Genomic DNA, 15,554 nt, shown 5'->3' on the forward strand with positions numbered 1-15,554 from the left:
TGGCAGGTCCCCCGCTGCCCCGGCCGGGCCCGCCGCGGGTCCGGGGGGCGGCCCGCCGGACAGTGGAGCCCGTGACCACCCGGTCCTCACCTCCTGACCGCCCGGCCGGCGGCGAGCCACAGCAGGGCCGCCCGGACCAGCTCGCCGGCGACCAGCGCGGCGACACCGCCGAGGGCGCCCGTGACCGGCACGAGCAGCCAACCGGCCCCGGCGACGACGGCGAACTGCGCCACCGCCGCCTGCGCCGACCAGCGTCGGCCCCGCGCGCCGCTGACCTCCAGGAGCAGTGCCGACACGGCGTTCGCGCCGAACAGCACGATCTCCACGGCGATCGCCGGATAGACCAGGTCCGGTCCCGCCCCGGCGGTGAAGGCGGCGGTCAGCGCGACCGCTGCGGGCAGCCCGAACGCCATGGTCGCGCCGAGCGTCCGCCGGGCGGACCGCCAGCCGGCCAGCTCGCCGGCCCGTTCGTACCGGTCCGCGACGGTGGGTTGGACGAGGCGCAGCAGGTAGCCCCACCCGGTGGACACCACCGACGTGACCACTGCCAGCACGTAGAAGAGGCTGATCTCGGCGGCGTCCCCCAGGGCGGCCAGGGCGGCGTACAGGGCCGACGCGCCGGCCGTGCCCAGCAGTTCGGCCACGCCGAGCAGCGCCGCGGCGCGCAGCGCGACCCGGCGTGGCAGCGCCGGTACGTCGGAGGCGACCGCGTCCCCGTGACCCGCAGCCGAGTCGGCACGTCGGGCCGTACCGCCGTGCGGGGCCGGGTCCAGGTGCTCCGTCGCCGGCTCCCGTGCGGTGTCCGCACCTGCTCCGGGACCGGGCGTGTCCCCGGGGGGCGCGGGCGTGCTCCGGTCGCCGCGGACGAGGCCGACGAGCAGCGCGACGTTCACCGCGATGCCGGCGGCGGCCAGCGCGGCGAGGACCTGGGTGGCGCCTGCTCCGGCCAGCGCCAGCGTGACCGCGACCGCGTACGCCGCCGCGACGGCGAGGTACGCCGCGCCGTCGACCAGCGGGGCACCCCGCAGCCGGTACAGCGCGACGAGGACCGTGGCGCAGCCGATCCCGCCGGCGGCGGTGGCCGCGGTGGCGTAGCGGACCGCCGTGTCCCCCGCGCCGGCCACGACCAGCAGCAGCCATCCGGCCAGCGGCACGGCGAGCCCGGTGACCGCGATGGCGCGCATCAGCCGGTGCAGGTGTGCGCCGCCGGGCCGCGCGATCAGGGTCAGCGCGGCCTTCTCCGGTCCGCTGGACACCGCCACGGTGTACCAGGCGAGCGCGCCGACAGGTCCCGCGTACGCGGCGAACTCGTCCGGACCCCACACGGCCAGCAGGATCAGTCCCGCGGCGTACACGGCGAGCCGGTACGCGCCGCGTCCGGCCAGGAGGACCACCACGACGCGCGGCCGGGGCAGGGCGGCCGGGACGGTTGTCCTCATGCGACCGGGTCGGGACCGCTCACGGCCGCTCTTGCGGCTGTACGTCGAACCGCAGGTGGTCGTCGACGGCGGCCAGGGTGGCGCGCAGCCGGTCGTGGTCGGGGGCGGTCGCCAGCAGGTAGCCGAGCTTCGCGCCCGCCCGGTGGTACGGCTCGACGTGGTCGCCCGGACGCACCGCGAGGATGAAGTCGACCAGGCCGGGCAGTGCCCGTACCGTGTCGTCGCCACGGACGGCGACCAGCTTGCCCGGCTGGGCGGCGCGCAGCACCCGCATCGCCGCGCAGGCCGGCGGACCGGGGGTCAGGTCGGGCCGCTCGCCGACGGCCATCGCCACGTACGCGGCGGTGACGTCGACGCCGTGCACGAGACCGAGCAGCTCGGCCGACCCGTTGCCGCCCAGGCGTGCCCCCAGTTCGATGACGATCACCCGGTTGTCGCGGTCGACGAGCAGGTCGGCGTTGAGCGACCCCCACCGGTAGCCGAGCGCGGCGACGATCTCCTCGGTGGTGGCCCGGCAGCGGGCGACGAGGTCCGCGTCCGCTCCGGGCATGACGTGTTCGAGGGTGACGAAGTGCGGCGGCTCGGTGAGGGTGCGTGCGCCGAGCCCGAAGAGCACGATCTCGCCGTCGGCGACCACGGCCTCCACCGCGTAGTGCTCGCCGTCGAGGAACTCCTCGACGATCACGATGCCCGCGGCGGAGTACGCGGCGGCGGCGTCCACGGCGGCGGGCACCTCGGCGGGTGACGCGCACAGGCTGATGCCGCGTCCGCCGCTGGAGTCGGTCGGTTTCACGATCACCGGGTAGCGCAGGTCCCCGCACCCGCTCACCACGGCCTCGGGCCTGTCCTGCACGAACCTGGGTCCGGGTTGGCCCAGCCGGTCGCAGACCTCGCGGAAGTATCCCTTGTCGACGGAGGCGCGCAGCGCCTGCGGGGAGAGCCCGTTGGGGAGGCCGAGCAGCTCCGACAACTGGTACTGGGCGGGCAGGTTGACGTCGCTGGCGGGAGAGACGACACCGGCGAGGTCGTCGCGCCCGGCGAGCGCGGCGGCGACCACTGGCACGTCACGGGTGCTCAGATTGAGGAACTCCGCGGCGTAGGAGATCGCGGGGGCGTCGGTACGCGCGTCGATGCAGATGGTGTGCAGTCCGAGACGCGCCGCCGTGGCGAGGGTGGTGATGGCCCCGTCCGCGCCGCCGAGCACGGCCAGGGTTCTCATGCCGCGTGTTCCGGCAGGGGTAGCGGTGCGCGGGCCGACCACGCCGGGGGCGGCGCGAGCGTGTCCTCGGCGGCGGTCGGGATGTTGGCCTCGCGGATCAGGAACTGCGGCAACCGGCCCGGCGGCCGGGCGATGTGCAGCAGGTACCGGGCGACGACCGCCAGGCTGGCCAGGCCAGCGGCCAGCGCCAGCCCGAGCAGGGCCGCCGCGGCGGGCAGGCGGCCGGGCAGCAGGGCGCAGAGCGCGCCGGTCAGCGCCAGTGCGGCGGCGGCGAGGCTGACCTGCCCGGCCGCGACGACCGGGCGGGGAGAGTGGGACATGAACAACTCCACGGCGTGCCGCGCCAGACCGCGTACGGTCACCTTCGCCTCGCCGCTGCGACGGGCGCGGTGCGCGGTGGGGACGGTCGTCCAGGCACCGGTCAGCCGGGGCAGGGTCGCCATGAAGTAGGGCGTGGCCAGGCGCAGGTCCACGACCCGGCGGGCGACGTCGGTGCGCAGCAGCCGGAAGCTGGTGCCACCGGCGGGGATCTCGATGCGCAGCAGCCGCCGGGCGATCAGATCGTGCAGCCCGGACGCGGCCCGGCGCAGCAGGCGGTCCTGCCGGTCCACCCGGATGCCGAATACCGCGTCGTAGCCCTCGCGGGCCCGTTCGATCAGCTTGTGCGCCTCGGCGGGCGGAAACTGGAGGTCGGCGTCCAGGTGCAGGATCCAGGGGTGGCGGGCATAACGGTAGCCCGCCGAGAACGCCGCCTCCAGCCCGAAGTTGCGGGTGAAGGAGAGGTAGGACACCGCATGGTCCTTTTCCGCCAGTGCACGGAACCGGTCCAGGGTGGTGTCGGTGCTGCCGTCGTCGATGAACAGGATCTCCAGGCCGGCGTATCCGGACAACTCGGCGACAATTTCCCCGTGGACCGCGTCGATATTGTCCGCCTCGTTCAGACATGGCACGACGACGGTCAGAGCGAACCCGTCGCCGCCTTGGTCGATACCCGGCAATACGGCCGCCTTTCCGGCACATCGTCGCGCCACCAGTGGCACCGGCACAGGTGAAGCCGGCACGCAAACGACCCCCACAATAGCGGTATGCTTCGATTCCCCATACCCCCTGCCCGAATTCAGGTATCTCAGTAGATATGCCCTCCGAATAGGAAAATGACAGCCCGGCAAATGTTGTCGAAGCCGCCGTTACGCGGCAAGCTCAAGCATCCAGTCGATGGGGATCGGAGAATCGCATGTACGTGCTGGGCATCAACCAGCATCACGACTCGGCAGCCGGGCTGGTGCACGACGGCCGCATCGTGGCCTTCGTGGAGGAGGAGCGGGTCTCCCGCGTGAAGCACGACGGGACGTTCCCGGCGCGGGCCATCCGCGAGTGCCTGGCGACGGCCGGCATCACCCTGGCCGAGGTGGACCACGTCGCCTACTTCTGGCAGGCCCGCAAGGAGGTCACGCACGCGCTCAAGCACTTCGTCACGCACCTGCCGGCGACGCTTGCGGTGCTGCGCAACGACGCGGGCAGCTACGGCGGCAAGGCGTCGGGGATCGCCGCCACGATCCGTTCCGGAGGCGTGCAGTCGCACTCCGACGACTACCACGTCGGCGGCGCGCTCCTGCTGCACCTGCGCCGGTCGTACACGATGAAGAAGATCCTGTGCGAGGCGGTCGGCCACACCGGGCCGGTGCGCTTCAAGGTGCACCTGGTCGACCACCACCTGTCCCACGCGGCCAGCGGGTACCTCCTGTCGCCGTGGGACCACGCGGCGATCATCACCTGGGACGGCATCGGCAGCGACGGCACGTCGACCTACCTCGCCGTCGGCGAGGGCGACCGGATCCGCGACGTGCGCCGGGTGCGCTTCCCGCACTCACTGGGCGCCCTGTACGCCTGCGTCACCAGCTACCTCGGCTTCCACCCCACCCGCGACGAGGGAAAGGTGATGGGGCTGGCGGCCTACGGCGAGCCGACCCACGTCGAGGCGATGCGGGAACTGGTCCGGCTGCTGCCCGACGGGCACTACGAGCTCGATCTGAGCTGGTTCCGCCACCACGCCACGGGCAAGCACCAGATGTCGGCCAAGTTCCTGGAACGCTTCGGCCCACCGCGCCCGCGTAGCCGTGACGAGGTGCCCCAGTACTACGCCGACATCGCGTACGGCCTACAGACCACCCTGGAGGAGGCGGGCCTGCACGTCGCCCGCTGGCTACAGCGGCACACCGGTGAGACCCGCCTGGTCACCGCAGGCGGGGTGGCGCTCAACAGCGTCATGAACGGGCGGATCCTGCTGGAGACCCCGTTCGAGGACTTCTTCGCCCAGCCCGCCGCGGCCGACGACGGTTCGGCACTCGGCGCGGCGTTGCAGGTCGGCGCGAGCCTCGGCCAGCCCCGGCCCACCGGCGGCTACATCTTCCTCGGGGCTCAGTACACCGAGGCGGAGATGGAGAAGGCGCTGGCGGATGCGGGTCTGCCCTACGAGCGCACCGACGACATCACCGAGACGACCGCGCGGGCCCTGGCCGACAGCAAAATCGTCGGCTGGTTCCAGGGGCGCATGGAGTGCGGGCCGCGGGCGCTGGGCAACCGGTCGATCCTGGCCGACCCGCGCGGCAGGGACACCAAGGACCGGCTCAACGAGAAGGTCAAGCACCGTGAGCCGTTCCGGCCGTTCGCGCCCTCCTGCCTGGCCGAGCGCTCCGGGGAGTACTTCGCCTCCGACTACCCGTCACCGGTGATGCTGCTGGTCTTCGACGTCCTGGAGCACCAACGCGAGCGGGTGCCGGCAATCACCCACGTCGACGGGACGGCCCGTGTGCAGACCGTCTCGGCCACCGACAACCCGCTCTACCACCGGCTCATCACCCGGTTCGACGAACTCACCGGAGTGCCGATGGTGGTCAACACGTCGTTCAACGACAACGAGGAGCCGATCGTGCGGACGCCGGCCGACGCCGTGCGGTGCTACCTGCGTACCGGTATGGACGCCCTGGCCCTCGGCCCCTTCTGGACCCAGAAGTGATCCGCCGCTGGTGGTGGCTGCTGCCGGCGACGGTGGGCGGCGGCCTCGCCGCGCTGATCATGCTGGTGCTGCCGCCGGACCGCACCATCGACCACCTGGGCGAGGTGCTGCTCAAGACCGCGCCGCTGCTGTGCGCGGTGCTCGCGGTCGCCTACTTCCCCCAGCGCCCGGCGCTCGGCCTGGCGCTGCTGGGGGTGCTGTTCGTCGGCTACATGGCAGTGGTGGACACCCTCAACGTCGACCACATCTTCGGCTACGCCGAAGCCGCCGACCAGGACGCGGCGTTTCCCCGGTTGTACCAGTGGACGATCTTCCTAAACGCGTTCACGGTGCTCGCCGTGCTCTTCGCGTACCGGCTCGGTGGTGCGTCGGCGGGCCGGGTGCTGCGGGCGGGCCTGGCCGCGATCCTGGTCCTGATCTCCGGCCTCAACGACCTGTCGTTCTACTACACCAACGACTGGGACGGCCCGCGACCACGGGTGCTGCACTGGGCGTCACACATCACGGTGTTCGTCGGTGGTCCGCCCACCGCGACGGTCGCGATCGTGTTCTGCGCGGTCCACCTGCTGCTCGCGGCGGTGATCCTGGCGCTGCCGCTGGACCGGTGGGCGGCCCGCTTCGACGGCTGGGCGGTGACGCCCACCCCGGCCGAACGCCCGCCCGCCGCGCCCTAGACCTCGCCGAGTATCCGGCGGGCGGTGTTGAGCGCCTGACGGACGACCTGGTCCATGTCGATGTAGGTGTACGTGGCCAGCCGTCCGGCCACGTAGCGGGGCGGGCCGGGCAACCCCGCCAACTCCTCAAGGTAGCGGCGGGCCAGCGCCCGGTTGGCCCCCTGCACGTCGTCGATCGGGTAGTGGCGCGCGGGCGCACCCGGATACTCGTAGCTGACCACGGTGCCCGGCCCGGTCTGGCCGCTCATCCACTTCGTCTCGATGGCCCGGGTGTGCGCCTTGAGCGGGCTCGGGGTGTTCACCACCCCGCAGGTCAGCATGTGCTCCACCCCCGGCAGGTAGTGGTTGACCAGCCGCACCCCACGCCAGGGCAGCCGGCCCAGGTGCTCGGCGAAGAACTCGTCGAGTGCGCAGGTGACCACGACCGCGTCCGCGCCCGCGCACACCTCGTCCCAGTCGTCGACGGTGACCCGACGGCCCATGACCACCGGTACGTCCCGCAGCAGCGCGTCGACCAGCCGCGGGTAACCACCCTCCGGCCAGCCCTGGTGAGGGTCACGGAACAGATCGGTGTAACCGTCGTCGCGCAGCTCGATACGCTTGGGCGCCCACCCGGCCGCAAGGTTCCGGGGATCCTCGCCCCACTGCTTGCGGGTGTACCCCTCGATCAGCTCGCGGTACAGCGTCTCCCCCAACAGACCCACCGACCAGGACTCGAAGTTGGCGGGGTCGGGCCGGGCCGGGCGGGCGGCCAGCTCGCGCGCGATCTGCGGCCACCGGGGCAGGGTACGCAGCTCCGACAGCTGGGGCGGCCAGCTCAGTTCGCGGTCGAACGCCTCGGTGCGCACGGTGTGCCGGTACGGCAGGAAGCGGACCAGCCCCGTCACCAGCCGCCACACCTCGGCGTCGGCGGTGTGGAAGATGTGCGCGCCGGCCGGCTCGTAGAGAATGCCCGCGGCCGAGGCCGTGCGGAGCTGGCCGCCCCAGGTGGGATCGCCCTCGACGACCTCGACGGTACGACCCGCCACGTGCAGGAGATGAGCGACGGTCGCGCCGGCCAGCCCCGCCCCGATCACCCGCACGCAACCCATCGCCGGATGGTAATGGGTCGCGCGCGTATCCGGGGTCCACACCCTCACCCGCCGGCCGGCCGGCCGCCGTGCCACCGCTTGGTCGAACCCGGCCGCCGCGCCACCGCTTGGCCGGGCCCGGCCGCCGCGCCAAGGACGAGACGGCATCGGGTGCCCTGGCCGACGGACGGTATGGTCGGCGGATATGAAGGCGGGTCGGGCATGAACGACGGGCTCACGGTCACGCTGCACGATCCCCACGTAGCCGACGCCCCTGCGGGCTGGGACGCCTTCATGGCCAAGGAACACCTGATGGCGGCGTGGTCCTGGCCGCTCGTCCGGGCAGCGGCGAGCCGACGGACGGTCATCGCCGCAACGGTCCGGCATGGATCCGACGTCGTCGGGCTGGTCACCGGTCGCTTCCACGGGCTACGGACGGGCCGCTCCACGGTCCCGTTGGCCGGAATCGTCGACGTCGACAGCCTCTCCTCCAGCGCACTGCCGGGCGTCACGCTCGCCGCCGGGGCCGACGGAGCCGCGCTGACCGACACCATCGGCGCGCTCCGCTCCGCGCTGCGGGAGGCCCACGGCGGGCGGGTACGCGGCCTGATGTTCCGTCAGGTGTCCGCCGAGTCCCTGCCCGCGCTGCTGACCCGACCGGCGATCGTCCGGGAGGGCGGCCCCATCGCGTGGTTCCCCAACCGGTTCGCCTCGCTGGAGGACTACCTGCGGTCGCTGGGCCGGGGCCGACGCTACGACCTGCGCCGGATCCTGGCCGGGGTCGCCGCGTCGGACCTGCACGTGGCGAGCACGCTGCGGGGGGAGCCGGTCCCGGTCCAGCCGGCACAGCTGTGCGAGCTGATCGCGAGCGTCGTGAACCGCCACCACAACAAGTGGTGGCTGCCCAAACGGTTCATGTCCCCGGCCATGGCCGCCGCACAGCTCACCACGCCCGGCGTCCACCTCAACGGCTACCGCGACGGCGACCGGCTCATCGCCCTCAACGTGATCTTCGACCACCCGGATCTGCCGCTCTCGGCCGGCTGGGGCGCGTTCTCGGTGGCCGAGGGCGGCCGTCGGGACCTGTGGTACCACAACAACCTCGAACTGGCCCGCTGGTGCATCGACACCGGCCGCCGTGGCTTCCTCAGTGGTCAGGGCAGCCTCGTGGAGAAGCGCCGTCTCGGCCACGAGATGATCCGCCAGTGGGCCGTGCTCATCCCCTTTCCGCGCGGGGCCCGGTGACCCCCGGCCGGTAAGCCGACTCGACGAAGCGGCCCTTGCCGCCCGGTGTCAGCGCGATCCGCTCCGCCCGCACGAACCGCGGTACGACGGGGGCGTCCACCGCCTCGCCCAGGGCCTGCTCGAACGCGACGCACGCGGCGGCGAAGGCCGCCTCGCCGGGAGCCTCGGGCACCAGGTGAACCGTGACCTGGCCGGCCTCGTCCTGCCGGATCATGCACTCCGCCACGCCGGGCGTGTGCATCGCCAACGCGAGGAAGACGCCGCTGTACACCCGTCGGCCGCCGGGCAGCGTGACGAAGTCGTTGGTGCGCCCGTCGACCAGCCGCATCCGGCGGAACCGGCTACCGCACGGGCAACCCGCCGGCAGGACGTACGCCCGGTCACCCAACTGGTAGCGCGGCAACGGCATGGCGCGCTCACGGAAGTGCGTCACCACCACCGAACCGGTGACCCCCTCGGGGACCGGCACGCCCGCCTCGTCCACGATCTCCAGCCACACCCGGTCCTCGTCGACGTGCATCGCGCCCGCCGCGCAGCCGCTCGACACCGTCAGCACCTCGTACGCCGAGTACTCGTCGTACACCGGCACCCCGAACCGCTCGGTGAACTGCGCCGCGACCTCGTCGGTCAACAGCTCCGAGTCGGTCATCACCAGCTTGAGACCGCGCCGTAGCCGGGCCAGCTCACCAGGGTCGAGGGCGCGCAGCAGACCCCGCAGGACCACCGGATAACCCATGATCAGTTGGGGTCGGACGGCGAGGACCGCCCGTGCCATCGCCGCGTCGGACTGGCCGGCCGGCACCACCACCCGCGGGAACAGGCCCAGTCGCTGGAACCAGCGCACCGGCCGGGGGAACGGCTTGATGTGCGCGATCCGCCACCATGGACGGTAGCCCGACAGCAGGAAGCGCCGCAGTACGGTCGCGCCGTGATAGCCGTACGCGTCGACGTCGTGGCGGATGTGCAGCCGCGTTCCGGTGGTACCGCTGGTGACGTCCGTCCGGTAGGCCCCGGCGGCGAGTCCCCGGGTGTGAAAGGACTCCGCGCCCGCGTCGAGCACGGCGCGTTTGGTCAGGATGGGCAGCCCGGCCAGCTCGTCCAGGCTCGCCAGGGGCCCAGCCGGATAGTCGGCGAAGGCCGGCACCCGCTCACGACAGTGTCGCAGCAGCGCGTTGACACCCTCCAACGCCAGTGTACGGGTACGTTCGGGGGCACGGTGCGGTGCCCGCCAGACCGCCGGCAGGTGCCGCAGCTCGCGTACGGCGACGGCGAGGCCCCCGCTCATCGGGGCCCATGGATGTCGGTAGGCACCACGCCACCGTAGCGGGTCGCCGCTCGGGCGTCAGGTGCCCGATCCGACCCCCCGGTACCCGAGTCGGGACCGGACGACGACGCGGTTCATCGAGGTCACCGCGGTGATGAACCGCTTCTCTCCCCTGCTCGGGCTGGCCCGGAGCACGATCCTGCGGTGGAGAGCAGGGCCCGGTCAGCAGGGTGGGTGGTACGGGATGCTGGACAGGTACTGCTCCCATTCAGCTCGGGTGATGGGTTCTCCCATGGTGGAGCCGATCGCTTCGGCGGCCCGTTGCGGGTCGGTCTCCCACAGTCGGATGGTGCCGTCGGTGCTGGCGGCGGTGATCAGGCTGCCGGATGGGTGAAAGTTCACCCAGTACACGTGGCTGGTCGGCCCGCGCAACGGGCGGGGCAGCGCCATCGGGTGGGCTGGGTCGGACACCCGCCACAGATGGGTGGTCCTGTCGTCACCGGCGACGGCCAGGAGTGATCCGACCGCGCTGAAGGCCACCGTTGGGGATGAGTGCGGTCGCCCCGGTGACCGTCGGTCCTATCCGCTTCGGTCGCGCCGGGCGACGAATGTCCCCGGGGTCCATCGCGCCGTCGCGTCCGCCGGCGGCCAGTAGTGTCCCGTCGGGGCTGAGTGCGGCGGTGTCGTAGCAGCCGGAAGCCCGCGGGGGGCGGGTTCGGTTCAAGTGCTGTGCAGCGTGATCTGGTCCATGCACTGAGCCGCGACGCCCTGGGCCCGGGCCTGGCCCACGTACGGGTAGCGAGCGGACCAGGCTGGCGTCTGTCCGGATCGGTAGCTCGTGTCCCACCACGATCGGATCGCGACCGGCTCGGGCGCACAAAACGTGCACCCGAGCCGGCGCGACAATCAGCAGCCCGTTACCGGCAGTCGGGCTTGGCATCCACCTCTGTGCTCTGTCAGGCGGGTACGAACTGCCACTGTTGGTTGGTCCCGCCGTTGGCGGTCCACTGCACGACTTGCGCTCCGTCGCTGGTCGAGGCGCCAGAGACGTCGGCTGCCAGTCCGCTGTTGCGGCTGACGATGGTGTAGTAGCCGTCACCGGTGGGCCGCAGGTACCACATCTGGTTGGTGCCGCCGTTGGCCGACCACTGCTGCAGTTGCAGGCCCTGCGTGGTGCTGCCGCCGTTGACGTCGAGCACCTTTCCGGAGGCGGTGTAGCGCAGGGTGTAGGCGTCCTGCGTGGTGCCGATCGTCCAGGTGGGGGTGCCGCTCTGCTGGACGGTCTTGGCGCCGTCGGCGGTGGAGTTGCCGGCGATGGCGAGGGGCTTGCCGCTGTTGCGGTTGACGATGCGGTAGGTGCCGGGAGTGGGTCCGGTTCCGCTGCCTCCGCTGAGGTTGAAGTACTCGACCGCGTCGGTGAAGACGGTGCTGCCGGACTTCGTGGTCGACAGTTGCAGGTACACGCGGCTGCCGGTGGCGGGGGTGGTGAAGGACACCGGTTGGGTGACCCGTGAGCCGAGCGGGACGGTCAGGGTCGTGCTGCCGGACGCGACGACCGCACCGGTCGGGCTGTCGAGCCGCGCCGTCCAGGTGAAGCCCACCGAGGTGTCGACGAAGTCGTCGTTGAACACGGTGATGTTGCGGGTGACCGTGGCGTTGCGGGCGTAGCCGGGTACCGCCTGCGGCAGCGGGAAGCTGCCGTTCGAGTCCGAATTGCCGGAGGCGGACCAGTAGGGGAGGTCGACAGCGGCCACCGGGTTGAACGCCGCCTGCACGCGCTGGATCTGCGGGTTGCTCCACGGGTCGGGCAGGTTGTCCGCGCCGTAGATGGGGTGACCACCCTCCTCCGGGGTGAAGTCGGTGCTCCGCACGCCGGGTACGACGCTGGCCCAGGCCGACAGCAGCGTGTACGGACGCAGGTCGGTGGCGCCCTTGCCGCGCTTGGCCAGGGTTGCCGTGGCGAACCACTCGAAGCCCTGCTTGTTGTTGCATGCCGGCCAGATGTACTCGCCCTCGCCGTCGGGCCGCCCATTCACGGTGATCAGGCCCTCCCCGTACCTGCCGAAGCCATCGACGTAGTGCGGGATCACCGCGAAGTTGGCGTACGTCATCCCGGGATACAGGCTGACATTCCCGCCGACGCCCACCTCGGCAATGATCGGCCGGGTTCCGTCGGCGCCGTTCATCGCCGCGTACAGCTCCTTCTCGAACTGTTCGGAATCCTGGCCACTCTGGTTCGGCTCGTTGTTCTGACTCCAGCGGATGATCGCGGGGTGGTTGCGGTCGCGCAGGACCAGCGCACGGGCGTGGTTGACCATGTTGTCGTGCCCGACGGACTCCTTCCACTCCTGCGAGGATTGGGAGCCGCGAATCGCGACCTCGTCGATGATCATCAGGCCCATCTCGTCGGCGACATCCAACATGTACGGACTCCCGGGCTCCTGGTGGATGCGCACCACGTTGTAGTTCAGCCGCTGGTAGTTGTCCACCGCCTGCGGCCAGCCGCCGTTGCCGGACGACGGGGGCAGGAAGCCGGGCAGGGTGTGGTACGCGTCGCCCTTGCCGCCGTTGTTGATCCGGTCATAGTCGGCACCCTGGAGGTTGTCGCCGCGGAAGTTCACGCGCACGCCGTTGAGGTAGTAGTAGTCACCGTTCTGGGTGGCCTCCCGGAACCCGAACCGGTACTCGGCGTCGCTCGTCCGGCCGTCGTCGGTGACGGCATGCACCGCCAGCCCGTGCAGCTGCGCCCGGTACCCCGACCGGTACGGCACGTTGGGCCACCAGTACGAGGTGCTGTCGAGGTTCCACGCGACCGGCCCGACGGTCACGGTCACGGTCGAGCGGGCCGCCACGGTGACCGTACGGCTGGGCAGTTCCGGGTAGCTGAAAGCCGTTCCGTTCTTGGACGACAGCGACCCGGTCAACGTCACCGACCGGGAACTGCCCGACGTGTTGCGCACCGTCACGTCGTAGGTCAGTGTCTTGTTCGCCACCGACGTACGCACGAATGTGTCGCTGACGTACACCGCCGGGTACACCCGCAGGAACGCGGACCCGAAGATCCCCTGCGGTACCGCCTCGGACCACGTGGCGGCGTCGGGCACCAGGTACCGGCCGTTGGATGCCTTCAACGCGCCGCGGCCCTTCACGTTCACCGTGATCGTGTGGGTGGTACCGGGCGCCGCGTAGGCGCTGATGTCGAAGTTCGACGGGGTGAACGCCGTCGTCTGGGTGGCGACCACGCGGCCGTCGACCGACAGTGTCGCCTGGTGGTTGACCGCGCCGAACTCGATCCAGGTCGACTGGGGCTGCCCCGAGTCCGGCACGGTGATGCTGCGCGAGTACACCGCCTCGTTCACGGTGGTGAAGCCCTGTTTGTACCAGCCGCCACCAGGCACCGCGATCGTGGTCGCCGCCCGGCCCGCGGGCGTGAAGCCCCAGGTCCCGCTCAGGTCGACCGAGGCGATCGCGGCGTTCCCGGCCGCCACACCGTCAACACCGGCGGCGACCACAGCCCCCATCGCGCCCCGCGCGGCCAGGGCCGACCGGGGGGTCGCCAGAGGCAGGCCGCCCAGTGTCAGGGTCAGGCCGAGCGCCACGGTCGCGGCAAGCCCTCTGGCCGACGCCGACAATCGGCCACCCCAGTGGGCGTTCGTACGATGCACGGCAACCTCCTGTGACTCATCCGCCAGCTCCGCAACACCGGTTCAGGGCGCAGCCTCAAGGCCAACACTCGAACCGATTCGACGAAGCTGCCGGCGTCGCCGACCACCCGGGAAGGGTGGCTACGGCCCGGATACATAGATATGTATTAATGGAACTATCGAGCGTGAAGTCAAGGTTTCAAGACGGTTACTTCCTGTTCCGTGCGCCTTGAAGGCTTCAAACGACCGCCGATGAGTACGCCCCTTCCGGAGCGCCAGGGCATCGCGATCAGGCATTCCGTGTCGCCAGCTCACCGACGCGGCGTCGACCGAACGACGAATCGATTCGACTCTGCGATGCCCGGCCGCGTGACACGTCGAAGGCGTGGACAGCACTGCGGTCCTCGGAGAAGTCGGCGGGCACCCCGGCCCGACCTGTTCGATTCGGAACTGGGGTTAGGGTGTTGGCAAGGTACGTGCTTCGCCAGCATCACAGGCGGGCTACGGGATCTTGATGGCGAGTGCATGACTGCGCAGACATGACAGCGCAATCATACATAACTATGGCCGGCGATGGGAGGTGCCATGACGCGACTGGCGAGGCCGGGTGGAAGCCCTCCGACGCCGCGCAGCGTGGACGTCGCGCGGCTGGCCGGCGTCTCCCAGAAGACGGTGTCCAGGGTCCTCAACGACGAGCCGTATGTCTCGGCCGACGTGCGCCGGCGGGTCCTGGACGCCGCCGAGGAGCTCGGCTACCGGCGCAACCAGGCGGCCCGGGCGCTGGCCTCCGGGCGGACCCGGTCGATCGGCGTGGTGACGCTCGGCAGCGCCTTGTACGGGCCGGCGTCGTGGCTCATCGGCATCGAGCGAGCGGTCCGGAAGGTGGGCTACACGCTGCGGGTGGCCACCACGATCGAGGGTGACCCGGGCGGCATCGCGAGCGCCCTGGCATCGCTGCTGGACCAGGGCGTGGACGGCGTCGTCATCTCCGAGCCGATCGACGAGGGCGTCGGCCTCATCAGCGTGGACGTGCCGGTCCTGGTCCTCGGCGCGCCGCCCACCTTCACCGCGCCGCAGGTGGTGACCGCCAGGGTCGGCGCGGGCCGGCTCGCGCGAGCCGCGACCGAGCACCTGCTGGAGTTGGGGCACGCGACCGTCCATCACCTGGCCGGCCCGCAGCGGTGGTATTCGGCACGGGACCGTCTCGCCGGCTGGCGCGAGGCGTTGCGAGCCTGCGGCGCGGACGAGCCGCCGGTCGTCGAGGGCGACTGGTCGGCCGCGTCCGGCTACGCGGCGGGCCGGGAACTGGTCGGCGACGGCACCGTGACCGCGGTGTTCGCCGCGAACGACGACATGGCGATCGGTCTCATCCGCGCGCAGCTCGAGGCCGGGCGCCGGGTGCCCGAGGACATCAGCGTCGTCGGGTTCGACGACATCCCGGTCGCCGCCTACGTCACTCCCCCGCTCACCACCCTGCGGCAGCCATTCGACGAGGTCGCGCGGCAGGGCCTCGCGCGGCTGGTACACGTCATCGAGAAACCGGATGTCGAGCTTCCACCGGCGGCCGACCAACCGATCGAGCTCGTCGTCCGCGCCTCGACGGCACCACCACCGCCCCGACCGATCCCGGGACGCGGCCGCCGAGCGACCCCCCATGCCCACGGTGGCCCGCACGATCAGCCCGCCGGCAGCGAAGTCCCCTCCACCCAGCCCTGATCAGCGTCGATCTGTCCACCTACGGGGCACGGCACCCGAGGCCCGCACCGGCCGTCGCTGACGAGCGGCGGAAGCACCCGCGCGGACGCGCACCTCTCTCGATACCCCTCCTGTCCCAGCACTCCGTTGCCCAGCGCGCCGGTCTCCCCTGCCCTTTTGATGGGAGTTCACCATGGCCACATCGCCCCCAAGAGGTCCTCGCGCCTGGCAGCCGCCATGGTGTCCGCCGGGCTTCCAGGACACGCCGAGTGTGGGTGCGGCGTCCAA

Annotated in this window: 11 protein-coding genes; 4 read left to right on the forward strand and 7 right to left on the reverse strand. The window is 71.5% G+C overall.

What is annotated here, in order from left to right; all coding sequences use genetic code 11:
* Positions 1 to 86: 86 nt before the first annotated feature.
* Genes AB0K25_RS20430 through AB0K25_RS20440 form a run of 3 tightly spaced genes read right to left on the reverse strand, consistent with a single transcriptional unit; the run spans position 87 to position 3,608 of the window.
* A complete protein-coding gene (locus AB0K25_RS20430; RefSeq protein ID WP_363821939.1) occupies positions 87 to 1,439 on the reverse strand; it encodes a hypothetical protein in 1,353 nt (450 codons plus the stop codon).
* Between the two features lie 19 nt (positions 1,440 to 1,458).
* Entirely contained in the window at positions 1,459 to 2,658 is a 1,200-nt protein-coding gene (locus AB0K25_RS20435) for an ATP-grasp domain-containing protein (protein ID WP_363821942.1), read from the reverse strand.
* Complete coding sequence (locus AB0K25_RS20440; RefSeq protein ID WP_363821944.1) at positions 2,655 to 3,608, reverse strand: glycosyltransferase family 2 protein; 954 nt, start codon at positions 3,606 to 3,608, stop codon at positions 2,655 to 2,657. Before AB0K25_RS20440 ends, AB0K25_RS20435 begins: the two co-directional genes overlap by 4 nt.
* A gap of 284 nt (positions 3,609 to 3,892) precedes the next feature.
* Between AB0K25_RS20440 and AB0K25_RS20445 the strand changes: the two genes are divergently transcribed.
* A complete protein-coding gene (locus tag AB0K25_RS20445; RefSeq protein WP_219463461.1) occupies positions 3,893 to 5,674 on the forward strand; it encodes a carbamoyltransferase C-terminal domain-containing protein in 1,782 nt (593 codons plus the stop codon).
* The gene (locus AB0K25_RS20450) at positions 5,671 to 6,348 is read left to right on the forward strand and encodes a hypothetical protein (RefSeq protein ID WP_363821948.1); all 678 of its coding nucleotides are present in this window, start codon (positions 5,671 to 5,673) and stop codon (positions 6,346 to 6,348) included. The genes AB0K25_RS20445 and AB0K25_RS20450 overlap by 4 nt, the downstream gene beginning before the upstream one ends.
* On the opposite strand, the gene AB0K25_RS20455 is transcribed toward AB0K25_RS20450, so the two are convergent.
* Positions 6,345 to 7,439 (reverse strand): UDP-galactopyranose mutase, encoded by a 1,095-nt coding sequence (locus tag AB0K25_RS20455; protein ID WP_363821951.1) that lies wholly within the window; start codon positions 7,437 to 7,439, stop codon positions 6,345 to 6,347. The two genes, AB0K25_RS20450 and AB0K25_RS20455, sit on opposite strands and share 4 nt — an antisense overlap.
* A gap of 201 nt (positions 7,440 to 7,640) precedes the next feature.
* Between AB0K25_RS20455 and AB0K25_RS20460 the strand changes: the two genes are divergently transcribed.
* Positions 7,641 to 8,663, forward strand: a complete 1,023-nt coding sequence (locus AB0K25_RS20460; RefSeq protein ID WP_363821954.1) for a hypothetical protein — start codon at positions 7,641 to 7,643, stop codon at positions 8,661 to 8,663.
* Here the strand turns inward: AB0K25_RS20460 and AB0K25_RS20465 are convergent.
* From AB0K25_RS20465 to AB0K25_RS20475, 3 genes are all read right to left on the reverse strand, one after another.
* Positions 8,635 to 9,948, reverse strand: a complete 1,314-nt coding sequence (locus AB0K25_RS20465) for a hypothetical protein (protein ID WP_363821956.1) — start codon at positions 9,946 to 9,948, stop codon at positions 8,635 to 8,637. The genes AB0K25_RS20460 and AB0K25_RS20465 overlap by 29 nt on opposite strands.
* A gap of 201 nt (positions 9,949 to 10,149) precedes the next feature.
* Entirely contained in the window at positions 10,150 to 10,398 is a 249-nt protein-coding gene (locus AB0K25_RS20470) for a hypothetical protein (protein ID WP_357537548.1), read from the reverse strand.
* 485 nt (positions 10,399 to 10,883) lie between these two features.
* Positions 10,884 to 13,592, reverse strand: coding sequence for an RICIN domain-containing protein (locus AB0K25_RS20475; protein ID WP_363821959.1), 2,709 nt, complete (start codon positions 13,590 to 13,592; stop codon positions 10,884 to 10,886).
* Positions 13,593 to 14,156: 564 nt separating this feature from the next.
* On the opposite strand from AB0K25_RS20475, the gene AB0K25_RS20480 reads away from it, so the two are divergent.
* Positions 14,157 to 15,287, forward strand: coding sequence for a LacI family DNA-binding transcriptional regulator (locus AB0K25_RS20480; RefSeq protein ID WP_363821961.1), 1,131 nt, complete (start codon positions 14,157 to 14,159; stop codon positions 15,285 to 15,287).
* Positions 15,288 to 15,554 lie beyond the last annotated feature (267 nt).

It is taken from the genome of Micromonospora sp. NPDC049257 (assembly GCF_040678915.1).
GTDB classification, from domain to species: Bacteria; Actinomycetota; Actinomycetes; order Mycobacteriales; family Micromonosporaceae; genus Micromonospora; species Micromonospora antibiotica.